General features: G+C 61.0%; 20 protein-coding genes. 12 read left to right on the forward strand and 8 right to left on the reverse strand.

The genetic code is table 11. The features are described 5' to 3' along the window. Positions 1–154 precede the first annotated feature (154 nt). The 5 genes from N2599_RS14540 to N2599_RS14560 all read right to left on the reverse strand — a co-directional run bounded on the left by N2599_RS14540 (position 155) and on the right by N2599_RS14560 (position 5,138). Positions 155–1,186: a peptidoglycan -binding protein gene (locus N2599_RS14540; protein ID WP_027508075.1), complete on the reverse strand. Its 1,032-nt coding sequence runs from the start codon at positions 1,184–1,186 to the stop codon at positions 155–157. Positions 1,187–1,189: 3 nt separating this feature from the next. Next, entirely contained in the window at positions 1,190–2,284 is a 1,095-nt protein-coding gene (locus N2599_RS14545) for a hypothetical protein (protein ID WP_027508074.1), read from the reverse strand. 114 nt (positions 2,285–2,398) lie between these two features. Next, on the reverse strand, positions 2,399–3,199 hold the full coding sequence (locus N2599_RS14550) for an inositol monophosphatase family protein (protein ID WP_027508073.1): 801 nt from the start codon (positions 3,197–3,199) through the stop codon (positions 2,399–2,401). 195 nt (positions 3,200–3,394) lie between these two features. Further along, positions 3,395–4,474: a tetratricopeptide repeat protein gene (locus N2599_RS14555; RefSeq protein WP_027508071.1), complete on the reverse strand. Its 1,080-nt coding sequence runs from the start codon at positions 4,472–4,474 to the stop codon at positions 3,395–3,397. A gap of 10 nt (positions 4,475–4,484) precedes the next feature. Continuing rightward, on the reverse strand, positions 4,485–5,138 hold the full coding sequence (locus N2599_RS14560; RefSeq protein ID WP_027508070.1) for a thiamine phosphate synthase: 654 nt from the start codon (positions 5,136–5,138) through the stop codon (positions 4,485–4,487). Between the two features lie 106 nt (positions 5,139–5,244). Here N2599_RS14560 and N2599_RS14565 point away from each other — a divergent pair, with 106 nt between their 5' ends. Together N2599_RS14565 and N2599_RS14570 are read left to right on the forward strand one after the other, a co-directional pair. Then, positions 5,245–6,009, forward strand: coding sequence for a sulfite exporter TauE/SafE family protein (locus tag N2599_RS14565; RefSeq protein WP_027508069.1), 765 nt, complete (start codon positions 5,245–5,247; stop codon positions 6,007–6,009). 83 nt (positions 6,010–6,092) lie between these two features. Continuing rightward, positions 6,093–6,353 (forward strand): ArsR/SmtB family transcription factor, encoded by a 261-nt coding sequence (locus N2599_RS14570; RefSeq protein ID WP_027508068.1) that lies wholly within the window; start codon positions 6,093–6,095, stop codon positions 6,351–6,353. A gap of 158 nt (positions 6,354–6,511) precedes the next feature. Here the strand turns inward: N2599_RS14570 and N2599_RS14575 are convergent, their stop codons facing one another. Then, the gene (locus tag N2599_RS14575; RefSeq protein WP_037140868.1) at positions 6,512–6,685 is read right to left on the reverse strand and encodes a YdcH family protein; all 174 of its coding nucleotides are present in this window, start codon (positions 6,683–6,685) and stop codon (positions 6,512–6,514) included. Positions 6,686–6,913: 228 nt separating this feature from the next. Here N2599_RS14575 and N2599_RS14580 point away from each other — a divergent pair, with 228 nt between their 5' ends. From N2599_RS14580 to ggt, 7 genes are all read left to right on the forward strand, one after another. Further along, on the forward strand, positions 6,914–7,117 hold the full coding sequence (locus tag N2599_RS14580; protein ID WP_027508067.1) for a YdcH family protein: 204 nt from the start codon (positions 6,914–6,916) through the stop codon (positions 7,115–7,117). A gap of 19 nt (positions 7,118–7,136) precedes the next feature. Next, entirely contained in the window at positions 7,137–7,631 is a 495-nt protein-coding gene (gene purE, locus N2599_RS14585) for a 5-(carboxyamino)imidazole ribonucleotide mutase (protein WP_027508066.1), read from the forward strand. Then, positions 7,628–8,692, forward strand: coding sequence for a 5-(carboxyamino)imidazole ribonucleotide synthase (locus N2599_RS14590; RefSeq protein WP_027508065.1), 1,065 nt, complete (start codon positions 7,628–7,630; stop codon positions 8,690–8,692). The genes purE and N2599_RS14590 overlap by 4 nt, the downstream gene beginning before the upstream one ends. A gap of 157 nt (positions 8,693–8,849) precedes the next feature. Further along, positions 8,850–8,975 (forward strand): type B 50S ribosomal protein L36, encoded by a 126-nt coding sequence (gene ykgO, locus N2599_RS14595; protein ID WP_003542835.1) that lies wholly within the window; start codon positions 8,850–8,852, stop codon positions 8,973–8,975. Between the two features lie 111 nt (positions 8,976–9,086). Beyond that, on the forward strand, positions 9,087–9,701 hold the full coding sequence (locus N2599_RS14600; protein WP_027508064.1) for a tetratricopeptide repeat protein: 615 nt from the start codon (positions 9,087–9,089) through the stop codon (positions 9,699–9,701). Between the two features lie 65 nt (positions 9,702–9,766). Beyond that, positions 9,767–10,777 carry an alpha/beta hydrolase gene (locus tag N2599_RS14605; protein WP_051336434.1) on the forward strand — a complete coding sequence of 337 codons (1,011 nt, stop codon included), beginning with the start codon at positions 9,767–9,769 and terminating at the stop codon, positions 10,775–10,777. A 67-nt stretch (positions 10,778–10,844) separates the two neighbouring features. Then, positions 10,845–12,590: a gamma-glutamyltransferase gene (ggt, locus tag N2599_RS14610; protein WP_027508063.1), complete on the forward strand. Its 1,746-nt coding sequence runs from the start codon at positions 10,845–10,847 to the stop codon at positions 12,588–12,590. Between the two features lie 13 nt (positions 12,591–12,603). On the opposite strand, the gene N2599_RS14615 is transcribed toward ggt, so the two are convergent. Continuing rightward, positions 12,604–13,311 (reverse strand): hypothetical protein, encoded by a 708-nt coding sequence (locus tag N2599_RS14615; protein ID WP_027508062.1) that lies wholly within the window; start codon positions 13,309–13,311, stop codon positions 12,604–12,606. 156 nt (positions 13,312–13,467) lie between these two features. On the opposite strand from N2599_RS14615, the gene N2599_RS14620 reads away from it, so the two are divergent. The 3 genes from N2599_RS14620 (at position 13,468) to N2599_RS14630 (ending at position 16,848) form a co-directional block, all read left to right on the forward strand. Then, positions 13,468–14,532 carry a helix-turn-helix domain-containing protein gene (locus N2599_RS14620; RefSeq protein ID WP_027508061.1) on the forward strand — a complete coding sequence of 355 codons (1,065 nt, stop codon included), beginning with the start codon at positions 13,468–13,470 and terminating at the stop codon, positions 14,530–14,532. A 70-nt stretch (positions 14,533–14,602) separates the two neighbouring features. Next, a complete protein-coding gene (locus tag N2599_RS14625) occupies positions 14,603–15,577 on the forward strand; it encodes a threonine ammonia-lyase (RefSeq protein WP_027508060.1) in 975 nt (324 codons plus the stop codon). Between the two features lie 236 nt (positions 15,578–15,813). Beyond that, positions 15,814–16,848: an alpha/beta hydrolase family protein gene (locus N2599_RS14630; RefSeq protein WP_027508059.1), complete on the forward strand. Its 1,035-nt coding sequence runs from the start codon at positions 15,814–15,816 to the stop codon at positions 16,846–16,848. Between the two features lie 30 nt (positions 16,849–16,878). Here N2599_RS14630 and N2599_RS14635 read toward each other — a convergent pair whose 3' ends face one another. Continuing rightward, on the reverse strand, positions 16,879–17,796 hold the full coding sequence (locus N2599_RS14635; protein WP_027508058.1) for a LysR substrate-binding domain-containing protein: 918 nt from the start codon (positions 17,794–17,796) through the stop codon (positions 16,879–16,881). Between the last annotated feature and the right edge of the window lie 83 nt (positions 17,797–17,879).

Raw genomic sequence — 17,879 nt, forward strand, 5'->3', positions numbered from 1 at the left:
GCGCATTGTAGCCGTGCATGCTGCCTCCGCCATAGCCGGCGACTTCGCCAACGACCCAGCCCTGCCTGGCAAGATCGAGGCTGTCATGGCCCCCTAGGCGACGCTGTTCGGTGGCTATCGACGAAGAAAAGGCCGCCGAGCATATAGGCGCTGATTATTTCTCGGTCAACTTGAGCTCGATGCGGCGGTTGGTGGCGCGGGCTTCCGGTGTTTCACCGGGCGCAATCGGCTGGAATTCGCCGAAACCTGCCGCCACGAGACGGTCGGAAGGAACGCCCTGCGAAATCAGATATTTGACGACAGAGATGGCACGGGCCGAGGAAAGCTCCCAGTTGTCACGAAAGCGGCCGGCCCCGGAAAGCGCCACATTGTCGGTATGGCCGTCGACCCTGAGCACCCAGTTGATTTCCGGCGGTATTTCCCTGGAAAGATCAAGCAGCGCAGTGGCAAGTTTCGTCATCTCCGCCGTGCCTTCCGGATTGAGATCGGAACTGCCGGAAGGGAACAGAACCTCTGACTGGAAGACGAAACGGTCGCCGACGATGCGGATGTTTTCGCGGTCGGACAGGATCTCGCGCAGGCGGCCGAAGAAATCGGAGCGGTAGCGATTGAGTTCCTGAACCCGCTGCGCCAGCGCGACGTTCAGGCGCCTGCCCAGATCGGCGATCTTCGCCTGCGAGCTCTGGTCCTTCTGCTCTGAAGCCTGAAGCGCGGCCTCGACGGCTGCGATCTGGCTGCGCAGGGCTGCTATCTGTTGGTTGAGAATTTCGACCTGGCTGAGCGCCCGGTCGCTTAGCTGCTTCTGTTCGTCGAGTTCCTTTGTCAGGCCGCCGATGCGCTGCTGCGCGGCGTCCTTGCCGCCGGAACCGGCATCAAGCAATGCCTGCAGGCGCGAGCGCTCGCCTTCGGCCGTCGTGAGGGAGGCTTGCAGGTTGGCGACAGAATCCTCGAGATCTTGCTTGCTGCCCTTCTCAAGCGCGAGCAGCTGCGTCAGTTCGTTGATCTGGCTGTTGAGGCGGTTCAGCACTTCGTCGCGGCCGGAAATCTCGCGGCTCAGAATGAACTGGCCGACGACGAAAACCGTCAGCAGGAACATGATGGCAATCAGCAGCGTCGACAATGCGTCGACGAAACCCGGCCAGTAGTTCATTTCGCCGTGGCGACGGCGGTTTCGGGCGAGCGCCATGGCTTACTTGCCCTCGCTTTTTTCGGTCTGGCTGGCGCGATGGCTTCTCTCGGTGGCACTCTGCTTTTCCTGCGCGCCGATGCGCTCAGCAAGCCGGTCAAGGGTGCGGCGCATGGCCTTTGCCTCGTCCTGCTGCGCTTCGATCCAGTCGCGCAGCATCTGCTGTTCGTTGCGCATGTTCTTGACGAGTCCTTGGATACCCTCGGCAAGGCTTGCCATCGCAGCAACCGAGCGCTGGCTGCCAGCGCCACCTTCTTCGGCAACCTTCTTCAGATAGTCCGACATCGCGCGGAGATCCTCGGAGGACGTACCCGAGTCGAGCGTCGGAACGGCAATATCCGACCCGACATCGGTCACCGAGGACAGCCAGTTTTCGAGTTCCGTGTAGAAGCGGTTCTGCGCACGCCCCGCCTGAAGATCGAGGAAACCGAGAATAAGCGATCCGGACAGGCCGAGTAGCGAGGACGAGAAGGCTTGGCCCATACCGGAAAGCGGCAGGGACAGACCTTCCTTGAGCGTGGTCAGCACGTCTCCGCCGCCGTTCGAGCCTGCGTCCAGCGACTGAATGACACCGCTGATCGAGCCAATCGTGCCGATGAGACCCCAGAAGGTACCGAGGAGACCGAGGAAGACGAGAAGGCCGATGAGGTAACGCGACGTATCACGCGATTCATCGAGCCGGGTCGCGATCGAGTCGAGAATTGAGCGTAGAGCCGTGGTCGAAAGCGTTGCCGTTGACTTACGGTTGCCGATCAGCGCCCGCATGGGCGCAAGCAGTCTCGGATTGCGGTTTACCTTGTCGGCACTGCCGGCCGCGCGAAAGGAATTGAACCAACGCACTTCCGGACGAAGCGCCAACACATGGGTGAAGACCAGGATGATGCCGACCGCAAGCACGCCGACGATGAGGCCGTTGAGGCCCGGATTGTGCATGAACGCAGTCTGCGTCTGCCGGAAAAGGATGGAAGCGATGAAGCCGACAATCACGAGAAACAGGAGCATCGTCCAGAGGAACGGCATCGGACTGGAGAGTCTATAAACATAGTTGCTGCTCGGTTTTTCGGTCGAGCCGAATTCCGCCGCATTCACATTTTCCATGGTTGCGCAGCCCTCCAGATTGCTTGCAGCCGGAGACTAGATCAACATTGTGCCGAATTGAAGTGCGCGGGCAGAGAAAACCGTGTCTTTACAACAGCCGGTTTCCCGTGCGTCTCACTTCGCGGGGATGGGACGCTTGACGGTCTCGATCAGCGCCTTGTGAATATATTCATTGCCGGCGACGATAGCGCCGGTATCGAGAATATCCGTGCCACCGTTCCAGTCGGTCGCATAACCGCCTGCCTCACGGATCAGCAGGATACCGGCCGCCATGTCCCAGGGCGCAAGTCCCGTCTCCCAAAAACCGTCGAAGCGGCCGGCGGCGATATAGGCGAGATCGAGCGCCGGCGAACCGAGACGCCGGATCCCAGCCACCTCGCCCATGACATGCCGGAGCTCGACAAGGAACTTGCCGTGGTTGCCGCGGCCGAGATGCGGCACGCCGCAGCCGATGACGGAATCCGAAAGCACCCGGCGCGCGCCGACACGCAGGCGGCGGTCGTTGAGAAAGGCGCCACCGCCGCGCTCGGCGGTGTAGAGCTCGTCCATCGCCGGATTGAAGACGACGCCCGCGACGATTTCGCCATTCCGTTCAAGCGCGATCGAGACCGCGAACATCGGAATGCCGTGCAGGAAGTTGGTCGTGCCGTCGAGCGGATCGACGATCCAACGGTGTGCCCCGTCCGTGCCCTTGATCTCTTCGCTCTCATCGCCGAGGAACCCATAGGTCGGGCGTGCCTTCAGAAGCTCGTCCCTGACGATCTTTTCAGCCTTCCGGTCGGCATTGGAAACGAAATCGCCAGGCCCCTTCACCGAAACCTGCAGGTTCTGCACCTCCCCGAAATCACGCCCCAGCGATTTTCCTGCCTTGACGGCAGCCTGAACCATGACGTTGAGAAGAGCAGAACGGGCCATTGGAGCATTTCCTTGGAACTGATACGGGATGCGCTGTCAGGGCGGGAAAGCTCCCTGATCGCCGGAAAAGGCAGCGCTCTTATTAGATTGGCGGCCTCAAGACCACAAAATCAGGCAAATTTCAAGGGGAGAGCGTTGCGGACTCTGAAAGAGGTCGTCGGCACCGAAGGCTCCGCCGACGCCCTGTTCTGAGCCTTAGGGCAGGCGGCGGAACTTGTTCGCCCGGTCGATCGCCTGCTTTTGCTGAACGTCCTCGATACCGAGATAGAAATCCTCAAGCTCCGGGTCGGGCAACCCTGCCCGGCGGGAAAGCACATACCATTTCGCCGCTTCGACCGGGTCCGGCTTGGTGCCAAGCGCATTGATATAAAGATGTGCGAGCTTGTTCTGCGCCGCGACGTTGCCACGATTGGCGGCGAGTTTCATCCACAGAAACCCATTCACGAAGTCGCGTGGCCCGTTGTTGCCGTTGATGAGCCAGATGCCGAGGTCGAGCTGGGCAGTGTCGAAACCTGCGCGCGCCGAGCGGGAAAGCCATTCCCGTGCCAGCTTCTTTTTCTGCTCCGGCAGATCGGGAAGCACGGAATAGATTTGCGCTACGGCATATTGAGCGTCGGCGATGCCTTGCCGGGCGGATTTCTCGTAGTAGGGAAGCGCGAGTTTCAATCCTTCGGGACCGGGATGATCAGTCGTCAACAACTGCGCCCAGTTGAATTGTGCTGAAGGATTGCCGCCGTCGGCCGCCCGGTGCATATAATCATCCGCCTTCGCCTTGTTTCGCGGTACGAGTTCTCCCGCCATCAGGATCAACGAATATTTGAACATCGCTGCCGCATCGCCGCCTTCGGCGGCCTTGCCGTACCAGAAGGCTGCGCTCTTCAGATCGCGGCGAACGCCGAGCCCGGCATACTGCATTTCCGCAATCAGCGTCTGCGCCGCCGGATCTCCGAGCTGCGCGCGCGGCAGCGCCAGCTGCATTGCCGTCAGATAATAACCGCGCTGATAGGCACCGTAAGCTGTATCGATCGGCCCTTTGTAATCCTTCTCAGCCGGCAGGTCGGGCAGTTTGGCGCCCATGCGATCCAGCACACCGAGGCCGGTCGAGGGCTGCGCCCCTTCTGCCGGCCGGTTGGTCTTGAACGGTTCGGCTTCCGAGCCCAGCGGCCGTGTCACGACGTTGTCGACCGTCTGCGCCGAAGCGCCATACGGCAAAAGAGCCGCGAAAACGGCAGCAAGCAGGAGAGGTCGACGCAAACTGGCGGAGGAGATCGGCATGGCCGCGATATCAATCCTCAAACCGTGGCGCTTTTTCGTCAAGAAGTGCGTTGACCTGAGCGACAATCGAAGCGGCCTGCCCCGGCTCGCCGAACACCGCCAGGCGCAGCGCCACGAACTCGGCACCCGACTGCGCGACGACCAGGGCAGAAGCCGGATCGGTGCCGCCCATGACGACGCAGGGAATTTCGATCATCGAGGCCCACCATTCGCCGAGCGCAACGTTCTTCGGATGCGCCTCCGGCTTGATGTCACCGTCGAGTTTGCCGAAGAAGATATAGTCCGGCCGCGCCTCGCCGATCTCCAAAGCCGTGTGGCGGTCGGCTGCTTTACCGCCGCCGATGATCAGCTTGCCCTCATATTTGTCGATCGCCTCGGCGATTTCGGCGGCTGAACCCGTCAAATGCAAGCCGTCGGCCTTCGCGCGTCCGGCAATGCGGCTGTCGCCCGCAATCAGGGCCGCTGCACCTGCATTCTGGATGAGCGGAACCAGTCTCTCGGCATGTTTCTGAAACGCTCCGGCATCGAGCCCGTATTGCGGCACGATCACCGAGGCAACGTCGCCGCCCTTCAGCGCGTTGGCGAGAATGTTTGCCTGCTCGTCGGCATCCGCGATGTCCGGGACGATCAGGACAAGGCGGCAGCGGTTTTCCGGTCCGGTCATGAACTCTTTCCAATTTCAGCGGATTTCGCCGCAGGCGGCAAATCCACACTCGTTTTGTGTGAGTAATTCCGTTAGAGGGGGCTGGCAAGGGGAGGACTTGAAAAGCATGCTGCCGGAACTGTCATTCTTTTGTGCCGCCGTGCCCGCCGTATTGCTTGTCGGCCTCGCCAAAGGCGGCATGGGCGATGCACTAGCCTTGATCGGCGTCCCCATTCTGGCGCTGGTTGTCTCGCCTGTCGAAGCTGCCGCCATCCTGCTGCCGATCCTGATCTTCATGGACATGATCTCGCTTGTCGTCTGGCGCAAGCATGGCGACCGGACGACGCTGAACATCATGCTGCCGGGTGCCCTCTTCGGCATCGCGGTGGGCTGGGCGACATCCGCACTGGTGCCCGGCAACGTCCTGCGCGTGGTCATCGGTGCAGTCACCGTACTCTTCTGCGCCCGCTATTTCTGGAACAACTTCGGCCCCGGCGCAGGAAAGGTCGTCCTGCCACGCGGCCAGCGCCCCCTGCTTGCGAGCGCCTGGGGCACGCTTTCCGGCTATGGCAGTTTCGTCGCCCATGCCGGCGGCGCGCCGTTTCAGATCTATGCCCTGCCCCTGAAACTGCCGCCGCGCGAATTCACCGGCACCAGCGTGCGTTTCTTTGCCATCCTGAACGCGGTGAAACTCATTCCCTATTTCGCACTCGGCCAACTCGACGCGAAGAACCTCGTGACATCGGCGACGCTGCTGCCTTTCGCGCCGCTCGCGACCATTGCTGGCGCCTGGTGCGTCAAGCGCATGAAGCCGGAGATATTCTATCCGTTCATGTATGCGATGGCACTGATCGCAGCACTTCTGATCATACACCAGGGGCTCGGATTCTAAGTCCCGGCGCGCCAGCGGACGCCGCTCGGTTGCGGCGCACAATTTCCTTGCCCGGAAGCTGCCTTTGACGTAGCTTTTTTGCCATGTCGACCACCGACCCTTTCGCCGCGATATCAGACCCGAACCGGCGGTTCCTGCTGGAGCAGTTGAGGCGCGCGCCGAGAACGGTCAACGAACTCGCCGAGAGCCTCCCAATCAGCCGGCCGGCGGTCTCGCAGCACTTGAAAGCCCTGCTCGACAGCAACCTTGTGTCGGTGACCTCCGAAGGCACGAAACGTATTTATGCGGTCAACAACCGCGGATTCGACAAGCTCAATCTGTGGCTTGATCAATTCTGGACGTGAGGCCGATCGCCCAATAGAAATGCGCCAGCCCAACTCCGCACTGCTTGGGACTGGCGCATGATTTTTCAAAAATCGCCGGCTATTACTAACCCATTGAAATGTTGGATTTTATCCTCTTTGCGTTGCAGGATCAGCGCGCCGGCAATCCGCATTATTGCTTAGTGAACGGATGATTTCAGACGTTGGATTTCGTCTTTGATGCGCAACTTTCTGCGCTTGCAATCCGCAATCTCGGTGTCTTTTCTGGAGGGGGATACCATCAGCGAATGTAACTCCTCCTCAAGAGCTACATGCTTTTTTTCGAGTGACTCAAGATGAGCTTGAACAGTCATTTGACCCTTCCTTCCTCTTGCCTTCCCCAGCCATCCATCGCTGGGGTTCTAGGCGTCAACTTTTGGAATGTGACATATTTTCGAATCCTTGTCGAAGGCGAAAACATGGTCAGTAGGTGGCAAATTCATGATCAGCACTAACTAGCCGTTACCGCTATTTGGTGATAGGAGCTTGCGGAAATCATCGGCAGGCCGGACAACGTCCGAAGACGACTATGGGGAATACGAATGGCCGATCAGGAACAGGCGGAAATCAGGCTCATGGCAGCGCGTTTGCGTCAGGAGCACGAGGACTACGACGCCGCGATAAACGCCATGATTGCCATGGGATGCGACGCGTTGCGCATCCAGCGCATGAAAAAGAAGAAGCTCGCCATCAAGGACAAGCTGACCAAGTTGGAAGACCAGATCATTCCGGATATCATCGCCTGAAAGGGTAATGCCGTTGACGCTGACAGACAGACCTCCCGTCGCCATCATCATGGGCAGCCAGTCCGACTGGGAGACCATGAAAAACGCCGCCGACACGCTGGAGGCGCTGGAAATCCCGTATGAAGCGCGCATTATTTCAGCGCATCGGACGCCGGACCGCATGGTGAGCTTCGCCAAGAACGCGCGTGACGAGGGCTTCAAGGTGATCATTGCCGGTGCCGGTGGTGCCGCCCATCTTCCCGGCATGACGGCCGCACTGACGCCGCTTCCGGTTTTCGGCGTTCCCGTCCAGTCGAAGGCGATGTCCGGCCAGGACAGCCTTCTTTCCATCGTCCAGATGCCGGGCGGCATTCCGGTCGGCACGCTGGCGATCGGCAAGGCTGGCGCGATCAACGCGGCGCTGCTGGCGGCCGCCGTTCTTGCGCTTTCGGACGAGGATATCGCCGAGCGGCTCGATGAATACCGCGAGCGCCAGAGTGCCTCGATTGCCGAATATCCTATGGACAACCTATGACGACAAAGACGATCGGCATCATCGGCGGCGGCCAACTCGGCCGCATGCTTGCGATGGCCGCAGCACGGCTGAACTTCCGCACGATCATCCTGGAACCCCAGGCCGATTGTCCCGCCGCGCAGGCCGCCAACAACCAGATCGTTGCGGCCTACGACGATCCCGCAGCGCTGGCAGAACTGGTGAAGGCCTGCGACGTCGTCACCTATGAATTCGAGAACGTGCCCGTATCGGCAGCTGAAGCAATTGCGAAAGACGTCCCCGTCTACCCGCCGCCAAGGGCGCTGGAAGTGGCGCAGGACCGCCTCCTCGAAAAGCGCTTCATCAATGGATGCGGCATTCCGACCGCGCGCTCCCATGCCGTCGACAGCCAAAGCGAGCTTGAAGCAGCGCTGAGAGACTTCGGCGGCCAGGGTGTGCTCAAGACGCGGCGTCTCGGCTATGACGGCAAGGGACAGAAGGTTTTCCGCTCCGCAGCCGACAGCGCCGAAGGCGTCTTTGCCGCCCTTGGCGGCGTGCCGCTGATTCTGGAGAGCTTCGTCGCCTTCGAGCGCGAGATTTCGATCATCGCCGCCCGCGCGGCGGACGGCACCGTCGTCGCCTTCGATCCGGCGGAAAACGTGCATCGCAATGGCATTCTGCACTCCTCGACGGTGCCCGCCTCGATCTCGGATGCGACCGCGGCGGCGGCACGTCAGGCGGCGGAAGCGATTCTCTCCTCGCTCGGTTATGTCGGCGTCATCGGAATCGAGTTCTTCGTTCTCCCAGACGGCGGCTTGATCGCTAACGAGATGGCGCCGCGCGTCCACAATTCCGGCCACTGGACCGAGGCAGCCTGCGTCGTTTCGCAGTTCGAGCAGCACATCCGCGCCGTCGGCGGCCTGCCGCTCGGCAATGCGGACCGCCACTCCAATTGTGTGATGCAGAACCTCGTCGGTGACGATATTTTAGGCCTGCCTGATTGGCTGAAACGGCGAGATACCCTCGTCCACCTCTATGGCAAGACCGAATCCCGCCCCGGCCGAAAGATGGGGCATGTGACAGTGCTCACGGGAAAAGCCTAGGTTTTTGCCCGAGAAAAAGCCTTCATGCGGTTGACACAGACATGAGGCCGGGTTATCTGCACGCCCAACCTAAAGAGCGCGCACAGACGCGCTTTTTGATTGTTTAAAAGATACGGGCGAATGTGAAATTCCCCCACAGAGATCGCGGATCAGAAAAATGAAGATCAAGAATTCGCTCAAGTCGCTCAAGGCTCGCCATCGTGACAACCGTCTGGTTCGCCGCAAGGGCCGCATGTACATCATCAACAAGCTGAACCCGCGCTTCAAGGCTCGTCAGGGCTGATCATAGCGTGAGCCGGATTGCGCCTGCGCGTTGCGCGCAGTGGGCTTTTTCGGCGGGTCGCTTCGGTGATCACATCAAATTTTCTTTGATCTTCGGCGCTGGCGGGCTACATTGTCCGCCATGCGCTTTTTTGCTTTCACCTGCGCGGCACTGCCGCTTGCTCTCGGTTTCCTTGCTCCCGCCATCCCTGCCGCCGCCGCGGAGAAGGAGGTTATCGTCGAGCAGCCGGATGCCAACGCCTCCCCGAAACAGCGTCTCGACAATCTCTATGCCCAGCTGAAGCGCGAGCGCGATCCCGACAAGGCGAGCAGCATTGCCGAGGAAATACGCCTCGAATGGAATGATTCTGGCAGCGCCACGGTGAACTTGCTGATGCAGTGGGCCGACAAGGCGATCGAAGAAAAGCGCAGTCCTGCGGCCCTCGATTTCCTCGATCAGGCGATCGCGCTGAAACCTGACTATGCCGAAAGCTGGAACCGCCGCGCGACGCTGAATTACGCCATGGGCAACTATCGAAAGTCGATGTCAGACATCGAGCAGGTGCTCGATCTCGAGCCGCGCCACTTCGGTGCGCTCTCGGGGTTGGCGACGATTCTCAATATGTCCGGCAATGACCAACTGACCCTGAAAGCCTGGGAACGCTTCCTGGAGGTCTATCCCGCAAATCGCGCGGCGCAGCAGCAGGCGAATACCCTGTCCGAAAAACTCGCCGGAAGCCGGACATGACCTTGACGCCGGACCGGCATGCGCAATCTTAGAATCGGTGCCGTAACTGTTGCCGGTTCAAAGCCATGCTTGCCGAAATTTCCACCCTTCTCGCCCCCATCGCTGCCGCCGTCGGCTACTCGTCTTACAAAGCCCGCCAGTTCGAACAAGCATTTCCCAATGCCGGCGAACTGACAGATATCGGCGGCTACAAGTTGAATGCCGTCCACATCCCCCGCCCCGCCACCGCCGATCTTCCTCCGCTGGTCTTTATCCATGGTGCGAGCGGCAATCTGCTCGACCAGACCGGGGCCTTCATGCTTCCGCTCGAGGGCCGCGCGGAAATGCTCTTCGTCGATCGTCCCGGACATGGCTATTCGGAACGCGGCGGGCCGGAAAACGCCTTTCCCTCCGGCCAGGCGGATGCGATCGCGAAACTCATGGAGAAGCGCGGGATTGAAAAGGCAATTATCGTCGGCCACTCCTTCGGCGGCGCGATCGCCGCGGCCTTTGGCGTGCATCACCCAGAAAAGACAGCCGGCCTCCTCTTCCTTGCCCCGGCAACGCATCCTTGGCCGGGAGGTATCGACTGGTACCACCATATCGCAACCGCGCCGGTGATCGGCTGGCTCTTCAATCGCGTCGTCGTCGTGCCATTGGGCCTGTGGCGGCTGGAACAGGTCACGCTTAATGTCTTCCGGCCCAACCCGCGCCCGGCCGATTACATCGCGAAGACTGGGCCATCGCTGGTGTTGCGACCGAAGACCTTTCATGCCAACGCCACCGATTTCATCAGGTTGCTCGAATATCTGAAGGCGCAATCGCCCTTCTATACGCGCATCACGGCGCCGACCGTCATCATTACCGGCGACAGCGACGGCATCGTCTTAGAGCATCTCCATTCTCAAGCCCTCGCCCGCGACATTGCCGGCTCGGAACTGGTGAGGATCAGGGGAGTCGGCCATAAGCCTGACTATCTCGCGACTGATGTCGCCATTGCCGCGCTTGAAAAGATCGCTGGAATGCCGCGCGATCTGCAAGCCGCGGCGCGCAAGGCCGAAGAACGGCTATCAGGCGGCAGCGCAATTGCTGCCTGAGCGGGCTTGCGCGCTGTGAAAACGAAACCATATCCCTTCGCATAATTTGATAGTTTGGAGGGGAACAATGGAACGCCTGCGCATTAAAGCCATTTCGCTGTTCACTGTTTTTGCTTTCGTTGCCTCGCCGCTCGCGCTTGCTTTTGCGGCTTCACCTGCGCCGGTGGAAGCCGAACACGGCATGGTCGTCACCGCCCAGCATCTGGCGACCGATGTCGGCGTCGAAATCCTGAAAGGCGGCGGCAATGCCGTGGATGCGGCAGTGGCGGTCGGCTACGCGCTGGCGGTCGTCTATCCGACGGCGGGCAATATCGGCGGCGGCGGCTTCATGACGATCCGGCTCAAGGACGGCAAGACGACCTTCCTCGATTTCCGCGAGCGGGCTCCGCTTGCGGCCACGAAGACCATGTATCTCGACGCCAAGGGCAATATGGTTCCGCGCGCCAGCCTGGACGGCTATCTCGCCGTCGGCGTGCCGGGCTCGGTCATGGGTTTCGAGACCGCCCGCGAAAGATACGGCACCAAATCCCGTGCCGAGTTGCTGGCGCCTGCGATCCGCTTTGCCAAGGAAGGCTTTACGCTGGAACAAGGCGACGCCGCAACCCTCGCCTCCAGCGCCAAGCGGCTCGCCAAAGACGAGGCCGCCGCAACGATATTCCTGAAGCCGGACGGCAAGCCTTACTCCGCCGGGGAAAAGCTTGTGCAGCCCGAACTCGCCGCCGTGCTGTCCGGCATTTCCGAGAAGGGCACGGACGCCTTCTACAAGGCGGCACCTGCCGAGGCGATCGTCAAGGCAAGCCAGGCGAAAGGTGGCGTGCTCGCCAAGGAAGATTTCGAGCAATATGCCGTGCGCGAACTGAAGCCGGTCGAGTGCAACTACCGCGGCTATGACATCGTCTCCTCGCCGCCGCCCTCTTCCGGCGGCGTCATCATCTGCGAGATCCTGAACGTGCTCGAGGGCTACCCGCTTTCCTACATGGGATACGGCTCGGCCGAGACAGTCCGTGCCATGGTCGAGGCGATGCGCTACGCCTATGTCGATCGCAACGCCGCGCTTGGCGATCCGGACTTCGTCGACAATCCGGTTTCGAAGCTTCTGGACAAAGCCTATGCCAAGGAAATCCGTGAGAAGACCGATCCCTATAAGGCCGGCAAATCCGCCGACCTGAAGCCGCTCGGCGCCAAGGAAAGCGTTGAAACGACCCATTATTCGATCATCGACGACGAGGGCAACGCGGTCGCCGTGACCTATACCCTGAACGGTTCCTTCGGCGCCGGAGTGGTCGCCCCCGGCACCGGCATCCTGCTCAACAACGAGATGGACGACTTCACCTCAAAGCCCGGCGTGCCGAACCTCTACGGGCTTGTCCAGGGCGAGGCCAACGCCATCGCGCCGAAGAAGACGCCGCTCTCTTCCATGAGCCCGACGATCATCTCCAGGGACGGCAAGCCCTTCATGGTGATCGGCAGCCCCGGCGGCTCACGCATCATTACTATCACGCTGGAAGCGATCCTGAACGTCATCGACTTCGGCATGGACATCAGCCAGGCCGTCAACGCACCGCGCATTCATCATCAATGGCAGCCGGACAAGATCTACCTCGAACCCTATACCCTGTCTCCGGATACGGTAAAGACGCTCGCCGCAATGGGCTACAGCTTCGACGATGGCAGCGGCCCGCCCCAATGGGGCCAAGCGGCCGGCATCCTTGTCGGCGGCAAGAGCCTTTCCGATATCGAGAAGGGTGGCGGCCCACGCTACTACGGTGCGATGGACAGCCGCGCCATCGAGGGTTCGGCAAACGGCTATTGAGCCGCCTGCCGCATCAGCGGATCCGGGCGCGTACATAATCGCCTCTGATATTCACCAGCGGGCGTGCGCCCGGAACACTCGGAACGAGGCTGTCAATGTAGGATGCCTTGGCGATCACGGTATAATCGACCGGCACGTCCTTGCCGAAGCCAAGATAGGCATCGAGCGATTGTGCAGCGATCTCGATCTTCTCGTCGCGTTTGACGGCATCGTAGGTGAGGCTCGCGCGCACCGCTGCGCCGGAGATATCGACTGCGGAAGCGTGGCCATCAAGCGTGATGTCCGCAGCCTTTCCCGATGTGCCAAGGCTTGCGAAGTCGCCGCTCAGTTTCGCCATGAACGCCTGCTGCTCTATGCGCACTGCGCTGCCGGGCGGAATATTGGCCGACACTTCCGGCGAACAATCGGCAATGTCGCTCCAGGCCGACATCATCACGTCGATCGTCAGCGTCGCTCCCTCGAGCTCCACGCGGGTTTCGTCCTTGCAGATATTGAAGAACCAGTTCGAATACCAGGATGAGAACCAGCCGCTCCGACGTCCGCTGGTCCTCGTGCGATAGGGCTCATCCGACTTTGTGGTGATCTTGATCGAGCTTGCGTCGCCAGTGATCACGATCGTGCGGATGCTGGAAATATCGAAGGTCTCGCCGGCCGGCCTCACATCGGCGAAACTGGAAACCAGCATCATGAAAAACAGGGGAATGGACAGGATTATCGACATCGGCTTTTTCCTTGATGGCGCCGTCGAAGCGACTGGCCCGAAGAAAGTGACCTCCTGCCCTTCCTGTTGAGACCTCAATCGTGATCCGGGTCGCCCGCAATTGCGATCGAGGCCATTTTCGTGCTGATATCGACCCATCCATCCGGACGCCGCCTCATGATCTTTATTCCGCTTCCCTTCGTCGTTGCCCTGCTGCTCTTCATTGTGCTGATCCGTCTGCTGCGGCAGGAGGACTGGCATGCGCCGGAGAAGCGGCCATTCCTGCTTCTCATCGGCATCTATGCGCTGCAGTCCGTGCTGATCGGAATTCGCTGGGGCTACAACGTCCTCGCGATCATGCCGGCGCAGGCCATTCTGGCCGCTGTGATCGCCGCACTTGCCTGGGTCAGTTTCCGGAGCCTTACGCTGGAAGGGCCTCCCTCATTCGCCCGGCTGTGGCCGCACGCCCTTCCAGCGATTCTCGTCGCCACGCTACTGCTCTTCTGGCACGAGCCGATGGGCCTTGCCTTGATCCTCATCTTCCTTGGCTACGGAGCCGCCCTGCTCTGGCTCGCGCGCCATGGCCCGGACGGACTTATCGCCTCGCGGCTGGACGGCGCGCTGCTTTCCTATCGTTCGCTTCTGACCACCGCAACGGCGCTCATTGCCGCGGCGTTCGCCGATATCTTCATCAGTCTGGATTTTGACCGTACTGGCGGCACGCATGGCGGTGCCATCGTGGCACTCGGAAACGTCATCACGCTCCTCATTCTCGGAGGCGCCGCGTCCATCGCCAGCGGCGGCCAACCGGCTGAAGAGCAGAGCCCGGAAACGCCCCCCGCCCCGCCAACGATGCCGACGGAAAAGGACGGCGCGGTTGCCGCCTCCCTCAACGCATTGATGCAATCCCGCGAGATCTATCGCGATCCCGAGCTCAATCTCAACCGTATCGCCCGAAAGATGAGCCTGCCTGCCCGCCGCGTATCGATTGCCGTCAACCGCATCCATGGCGTCAGCGTTTCGCAATATGTCAATGAATTCCGCATCCGCTCGGCATGCGATCAACTGATCAAGACGGATGAACCGGTGACGCGCGTGATGTTCGATTCCGGCTTCATCAGCAAATCGAACTTCAATCGCGAGTTCCTGCGCGTGACCGGCACCAGTCCCACAGAATTCCGGCGGCGCAGCGGCATGGCTGACACCGTTGATGCGAAAGCGCCGGCTTTTGTGTCACCGTGACAAAATCGGCGTTCACAATGGATCGCGGGCATCATATGCATGGGCGAACCATCAGCCGAAAGAGCTCATAATGGCCAGCATTGAAATGATCGTCGCCGCCCGCGCCCGCCTCCGGGGCCATGCACGGCGAACGCCGCTTCTTTCCTCTCCGTTCCTTAACGAGATTGCCGGAAGGCATGTGTTCGTAAAGGCGGAATGCCTGCAGCATTCGGGGTCGTTCAAGTTCCGCGGCGGCTGGTCAGCCGTTTCCGGCCTCGATCCTGCAGTGCGTGCGAAAGGCGTCATCGCCTTTTCCTCCGGCAACCATGCCCAGGGCGTCGCCCTTGCCGCAAAGCTTCACGGCATTCCCTCCGTCATCATCATGCCGTCGGACGCGCCCGCACTGAAGATCGACAATACCCGCGCCTTTGGCGCCGAAGTAGTGCTGTACGATCGCGAAAATGGGGATCGCGACGCGATCGGCGCCCGGTTCTCGGCGGAACGCGGCCTGACGCTGATCAAGCCTTTCGACGAACCGTTGGTGATTGCCGGACAGGGCACGACCGGGCTTGAAATTGCCGAGCAGGCAGATGAGGAAGGCGTGAAGTCGGCGGAAGTCCTCGTTCCCTGCGGCGGTGGCGGACTGACGTCCGGCATCGCGCTGGCGCTTGAGGCAAGCGCGCCGGGCTTCACCGTGCGGCCCTGCGAGCCGGAGAACTTCGACGACACCACGCGTTCGCTGGCCTCCGGCAAGATCGAACGCAACGCAGTGATGACGGGCACGATCTGCGATGCGATCATGACACCGGAACCCGGCAAGATCACCTTCCCGATCCTGCAGAGGCTCGCCGGCGCCGGCATCGTCGTCACCGACGAGGAGGCGCTGAGGTCTATGGCGCTCGCTTTCAAGCGGCTGAAGATTGTCGTTGAGCCCGGCGGGGCGGTCGCGCTCGCTGCCGCGCTCTTCCATGGCGACGCGCTTGAAAGCGACAATATCATCGCAGTGACATCGGGCGGCAATGTCGATACGCACGTCTTTGCCGCAGCGTTAGCACGTTTCGGCTGAGACGCCCTACTCGCCCACATAGCTTGACCAGCGCATCCTGATTTTCAGGCTTCGACCTCAGAAAACGGTCGCGCGACAATGATTCTGCGACCTTTTCGGGTCGGCAATTCCTCGGGGTGCCCGCCCCAGATCACGATTGTGAACGACCTTGATTATGTTCGAGGTCGCGACCGCGTGGACTGTGACGCAAATCGCTAAGGCCGCTGCGTCGCGGTCTCCAAGCCCGAGGCCTTCATATGAAACATACGCTTTTTCTTCTCGTTGCGACGGCTACTGTCGTAATGCTGCCTCTGACACAGATCAAGGCTACCGACATAGTCGGCGTCAGCAACCTTTCCGTCCCTGTTCCCGCACGGCACGAAACGATGCAAATCACGCTCTGGTATCCTCCGACTGCGGGCGGAACGGAGATGCTGATAGGCGATAACGCCCTCTTCCAAGGCGTCACCGCGCGGCTTAACGCTCCCGCCGCTGCGGGCTCCTGGCCTCTCATCCTCCTTTCTCACGGCGGGTTGAAGTCAGGTCCGAATATCGGCGCATGGATGGCGTCGCGACTGGCCGCAAGCGGCTTTGCCGTAGCAATGCTCAGGCAACCGGACCCTCACACCCAGGCGCCGCAAGAACTCCTGGACGAGATCTGGCTAAGGCCAGCAGACCTTTCAGCGACACTCACCGCCCTCGAAGCTGATATGTCCCTGTCGGGCCGGATCGATACAAAGAGGGTCGGCGTGCTCGGCTTCCTGGTCGGAGGCACGTCCGCTCTCGCGCTCGCCGGCGCACGTTTCGACTCAGAGAATTTCATGCGTTCCTGCGATCCTGGCGGAACAGGAGTGGATTGCGCCGATTTCGCGCGAACAGGTGTCGATCTCCGCGCTGTCGATGCTAGCCGCCTCGCCCGCTCCCATCTCGACAGCCGCATCAGGGCGATCTTCCTTGTCGATCCCGAACTAAGCGCGAACTTCACTCCGGAAAGTCTGGCCGATATCTCCGTTCCAGTCGACATCGTTAATCTCGGAAATGCCGACACCATCTGGCCCGGGCTCAACGCCGCCGGCCTTGCGGGAAGAATCGCCACTGCAAATTACGACACCGTGCCCGACGCCACGCGATACGACGCCTTCAGCGAATGCAAAAACGACGCGCCGGACATCCTTCGGAAAGAGGGAGAAGAACCACTCTGCGACGAAACAGGGGATCGCAGCCGGAAAGAAATTCACGAACAGTTGGCAGCGATGGCCGCTGCCGCATTCCGGCGGATGCTGCCACGGTGACTGGGCTCATGCACAATTGAAAGTCACCGCCTACGCACTCTCCGGTATTCGCTGAGGCACAAAATCTAAGATCGCCTCGCGCACCGCCTGCAGCACGATGGAAGCAAGCCGTGCCGTCGCCGGATCGGGGTCGGCTTCCGCGCGATGAAGCACGAGGCCTAGCGACGGTAGCTCCGGCAATCCCAGTGCCGCGGGCTTCAGCGGCCTCACCTTTGCCGGCAACCCGATCGGTGTGCGTATAGTCACGCCCAACCCGGCCGCAGTCGCAGCCCACAACCCGCCGAGACTGGGGCTAACGAAGGCCAGCCGCCAGGCAATGTTTGCGCGGTCGAGCGCATTGGTCGCGGCTGTCCGCAGCACGCATGGCGCCTCCAGCGAGGCGAGCGGCAGCGGCTCGCCGCTTTCGGCGTTCCAGCCGGGCACGCCTACGGCAGGACCGATCCAGCGCATCGGCACCTCGCCGATCTTTTCGCAATGTGCGGTCAGGGTTCGATCGCTCCAGGCTAGCGCCAGATCGAGTTTTCCTGTCGTGACCCGTTCGAGCAGTTCCGCGTTGCGAACGACTCGCGCCTCGATCCGCACCTTCGGATGGGCGCGGGCAAAACGGCCGAGAACATCAGGCAGCAGGTTTTCGCCGAAATCCTCCTGTAGGCCAAGCCGCACCCAGCCTTCCAGCTCGACGCTGTGGACGGCCGCTGCCGCTTCATCGTTGAGTTCGAGCAGCCGCCGGGCGTAGGCGAGCATCGTCTCGCCCGCCTCCGTCAGCGCCAGACCACGGCCCGCCTTGCGAAAAATCGGCGTACCGGCTTGCTCCTCCAGTTTCTTCAACTGCGCGCTGACGGCCGACGTGGAGCGCCCCAGCCGATCCGCCGCCTTGGCGAAGTTGCCGAGTTCCATTCCGGTCGCGAAGGTTCGCAGTACATCGAGGTCGAAGTTCGTCCTGCGCATCGCTTAATCCTGTTTTTCAGGACTATTTGTCCACAAAATTCTGATTTTATGCATTATCGTGCCGTGCGATGCTCCTCCTGTCA

Source organism: Rhizobium sullae (genome assembly GCF_025200715.1).
Taxonomy (GTDB): Bacteria; Pseudomonadota; Alphaproteobacteria; order Rhizobiales; family Rhizobiaceae; genus Rhizobium; species Rhizobium sullae.

Coding starts and splice junctions, on each gene's coding strand:
- N2599_RS14580 (WP_027508067.1), top strand. CDS start 6,914: ATGGCCGATCAGGAACAGGCGGAAATCAGGCTCATGGCAGCGCGTTTG.
- N2599_RS14630 (WP_027508059.1), top strand. CDS start 15,814: ATGAAACATACGCTTTTTCTTCTCGTTGCGACGGCTACTGTCGTAATG.
- N2599_RS14540 (WP_027508075.1), bottom strand. CDS start 1,186: ATGGCGCTCGCCCGAAACCGCCGTCGCCACGGCGAAATGAACTACTGG.
- N2599_RS14570 (WP_027508068.1), top strand. CDS start 6,093: ATGTCGACCACCGACCCTTTCGCCGCGATATCAGACCCGAACCGGCGG.
- N2599_RS14575 (WP_037140868.1), bottom strand. CDS start 6,685: ATGACTGTTCAAGCTCATCTTGAGTCACTCGAAAAAAAGCATGTAGCT.
- N2599_RS14620 (WP_027508061.1), top strand. CDS start 13,468: ATGATCTTTATTCCGCTTCCCTTCGTCGTTGCCCTGCTGCTCTTCATT.
- ggt (WP_027508063.1), top strand. CDS start 10,845: ATGGAACGCCTGCGCATTAAAGCCATTTCGCTGTTCACTGTTTTTGCT.
- N2599_RS14590 (WP_027508065.1), top strand. CDS start 7,628: ATGACGACAAAGACGATCGGCATCATCGGCGGCGGCCAACTCGGCCGC.
- N2599_RS14550 (WP_027508073.1), bottom strand. CDS start 3,199: ATGGCCCGTTCTGCTCTTCTCAACGTCATGGTTCAGGCTGCCGTCAAG.
- N2599_RS14555 (WP_027508071.1), bottom strand. CDS start 4,474: ATGCCGATCTCCTCCGCCAGTTTGCGTCGACCTCTCCTGCTTGCTGCC.
- N2599_RS14615 (WP_027508062.1), bottom strand. CDS start 13,311: ATGTCGATAATCCTGTCCATTCCCCTGTTTTTCATGATGCTGGTTTCC.
- ykgO (WP_003542835.1), top strand. CDS start 8,850: ATGAAGATCAAGAATTCGCTCAAGTCGCTCAAGGCTCGCCATCGTGAC.
- N2599_RS14545 (WP_027508074.1), bottom strand. CDS start 2,284: ATGGAAAATGTGAATGCGGCGGAATTCGGCTCGACCGAAAAACCGAGC.
- N2599_RS14565 (WP_027508069.1), top strand. CDS start 5,245: ATGCTGCCGGAACTGTCATTCTTTTGTGCCGCCGTGCCCGCCGTATTG.
- N2599_RS14625 (WP_027508060.1), top strand. CDS start 14,603: ATGGCCAGCATTGAAATGATCGTCGCCGCCCGCGCCCGCCTCCGGGGC.
- N2599_RS14605 (WP_051336434.1), top strand. CDS start 9,767: ATGCTTGCCGAAATTTCCACCCTTCTCGCCCCCATCGCTGCCGCCGTC.
- N2599_RS14560 (WP_027508070.1), bottom strand. CDS start 5,138: ATGACCGGACCGGAAAACCGCTGCCGCCTTGTCCTGATCGTCCCGGAC.
- N2599_RS14635 (WP_027508058.1), bottom strand. CDS start 17,796: ATGCGCAGGACGAACTTCGACCTCGATGTACTGCGAACCTTCGCGACC.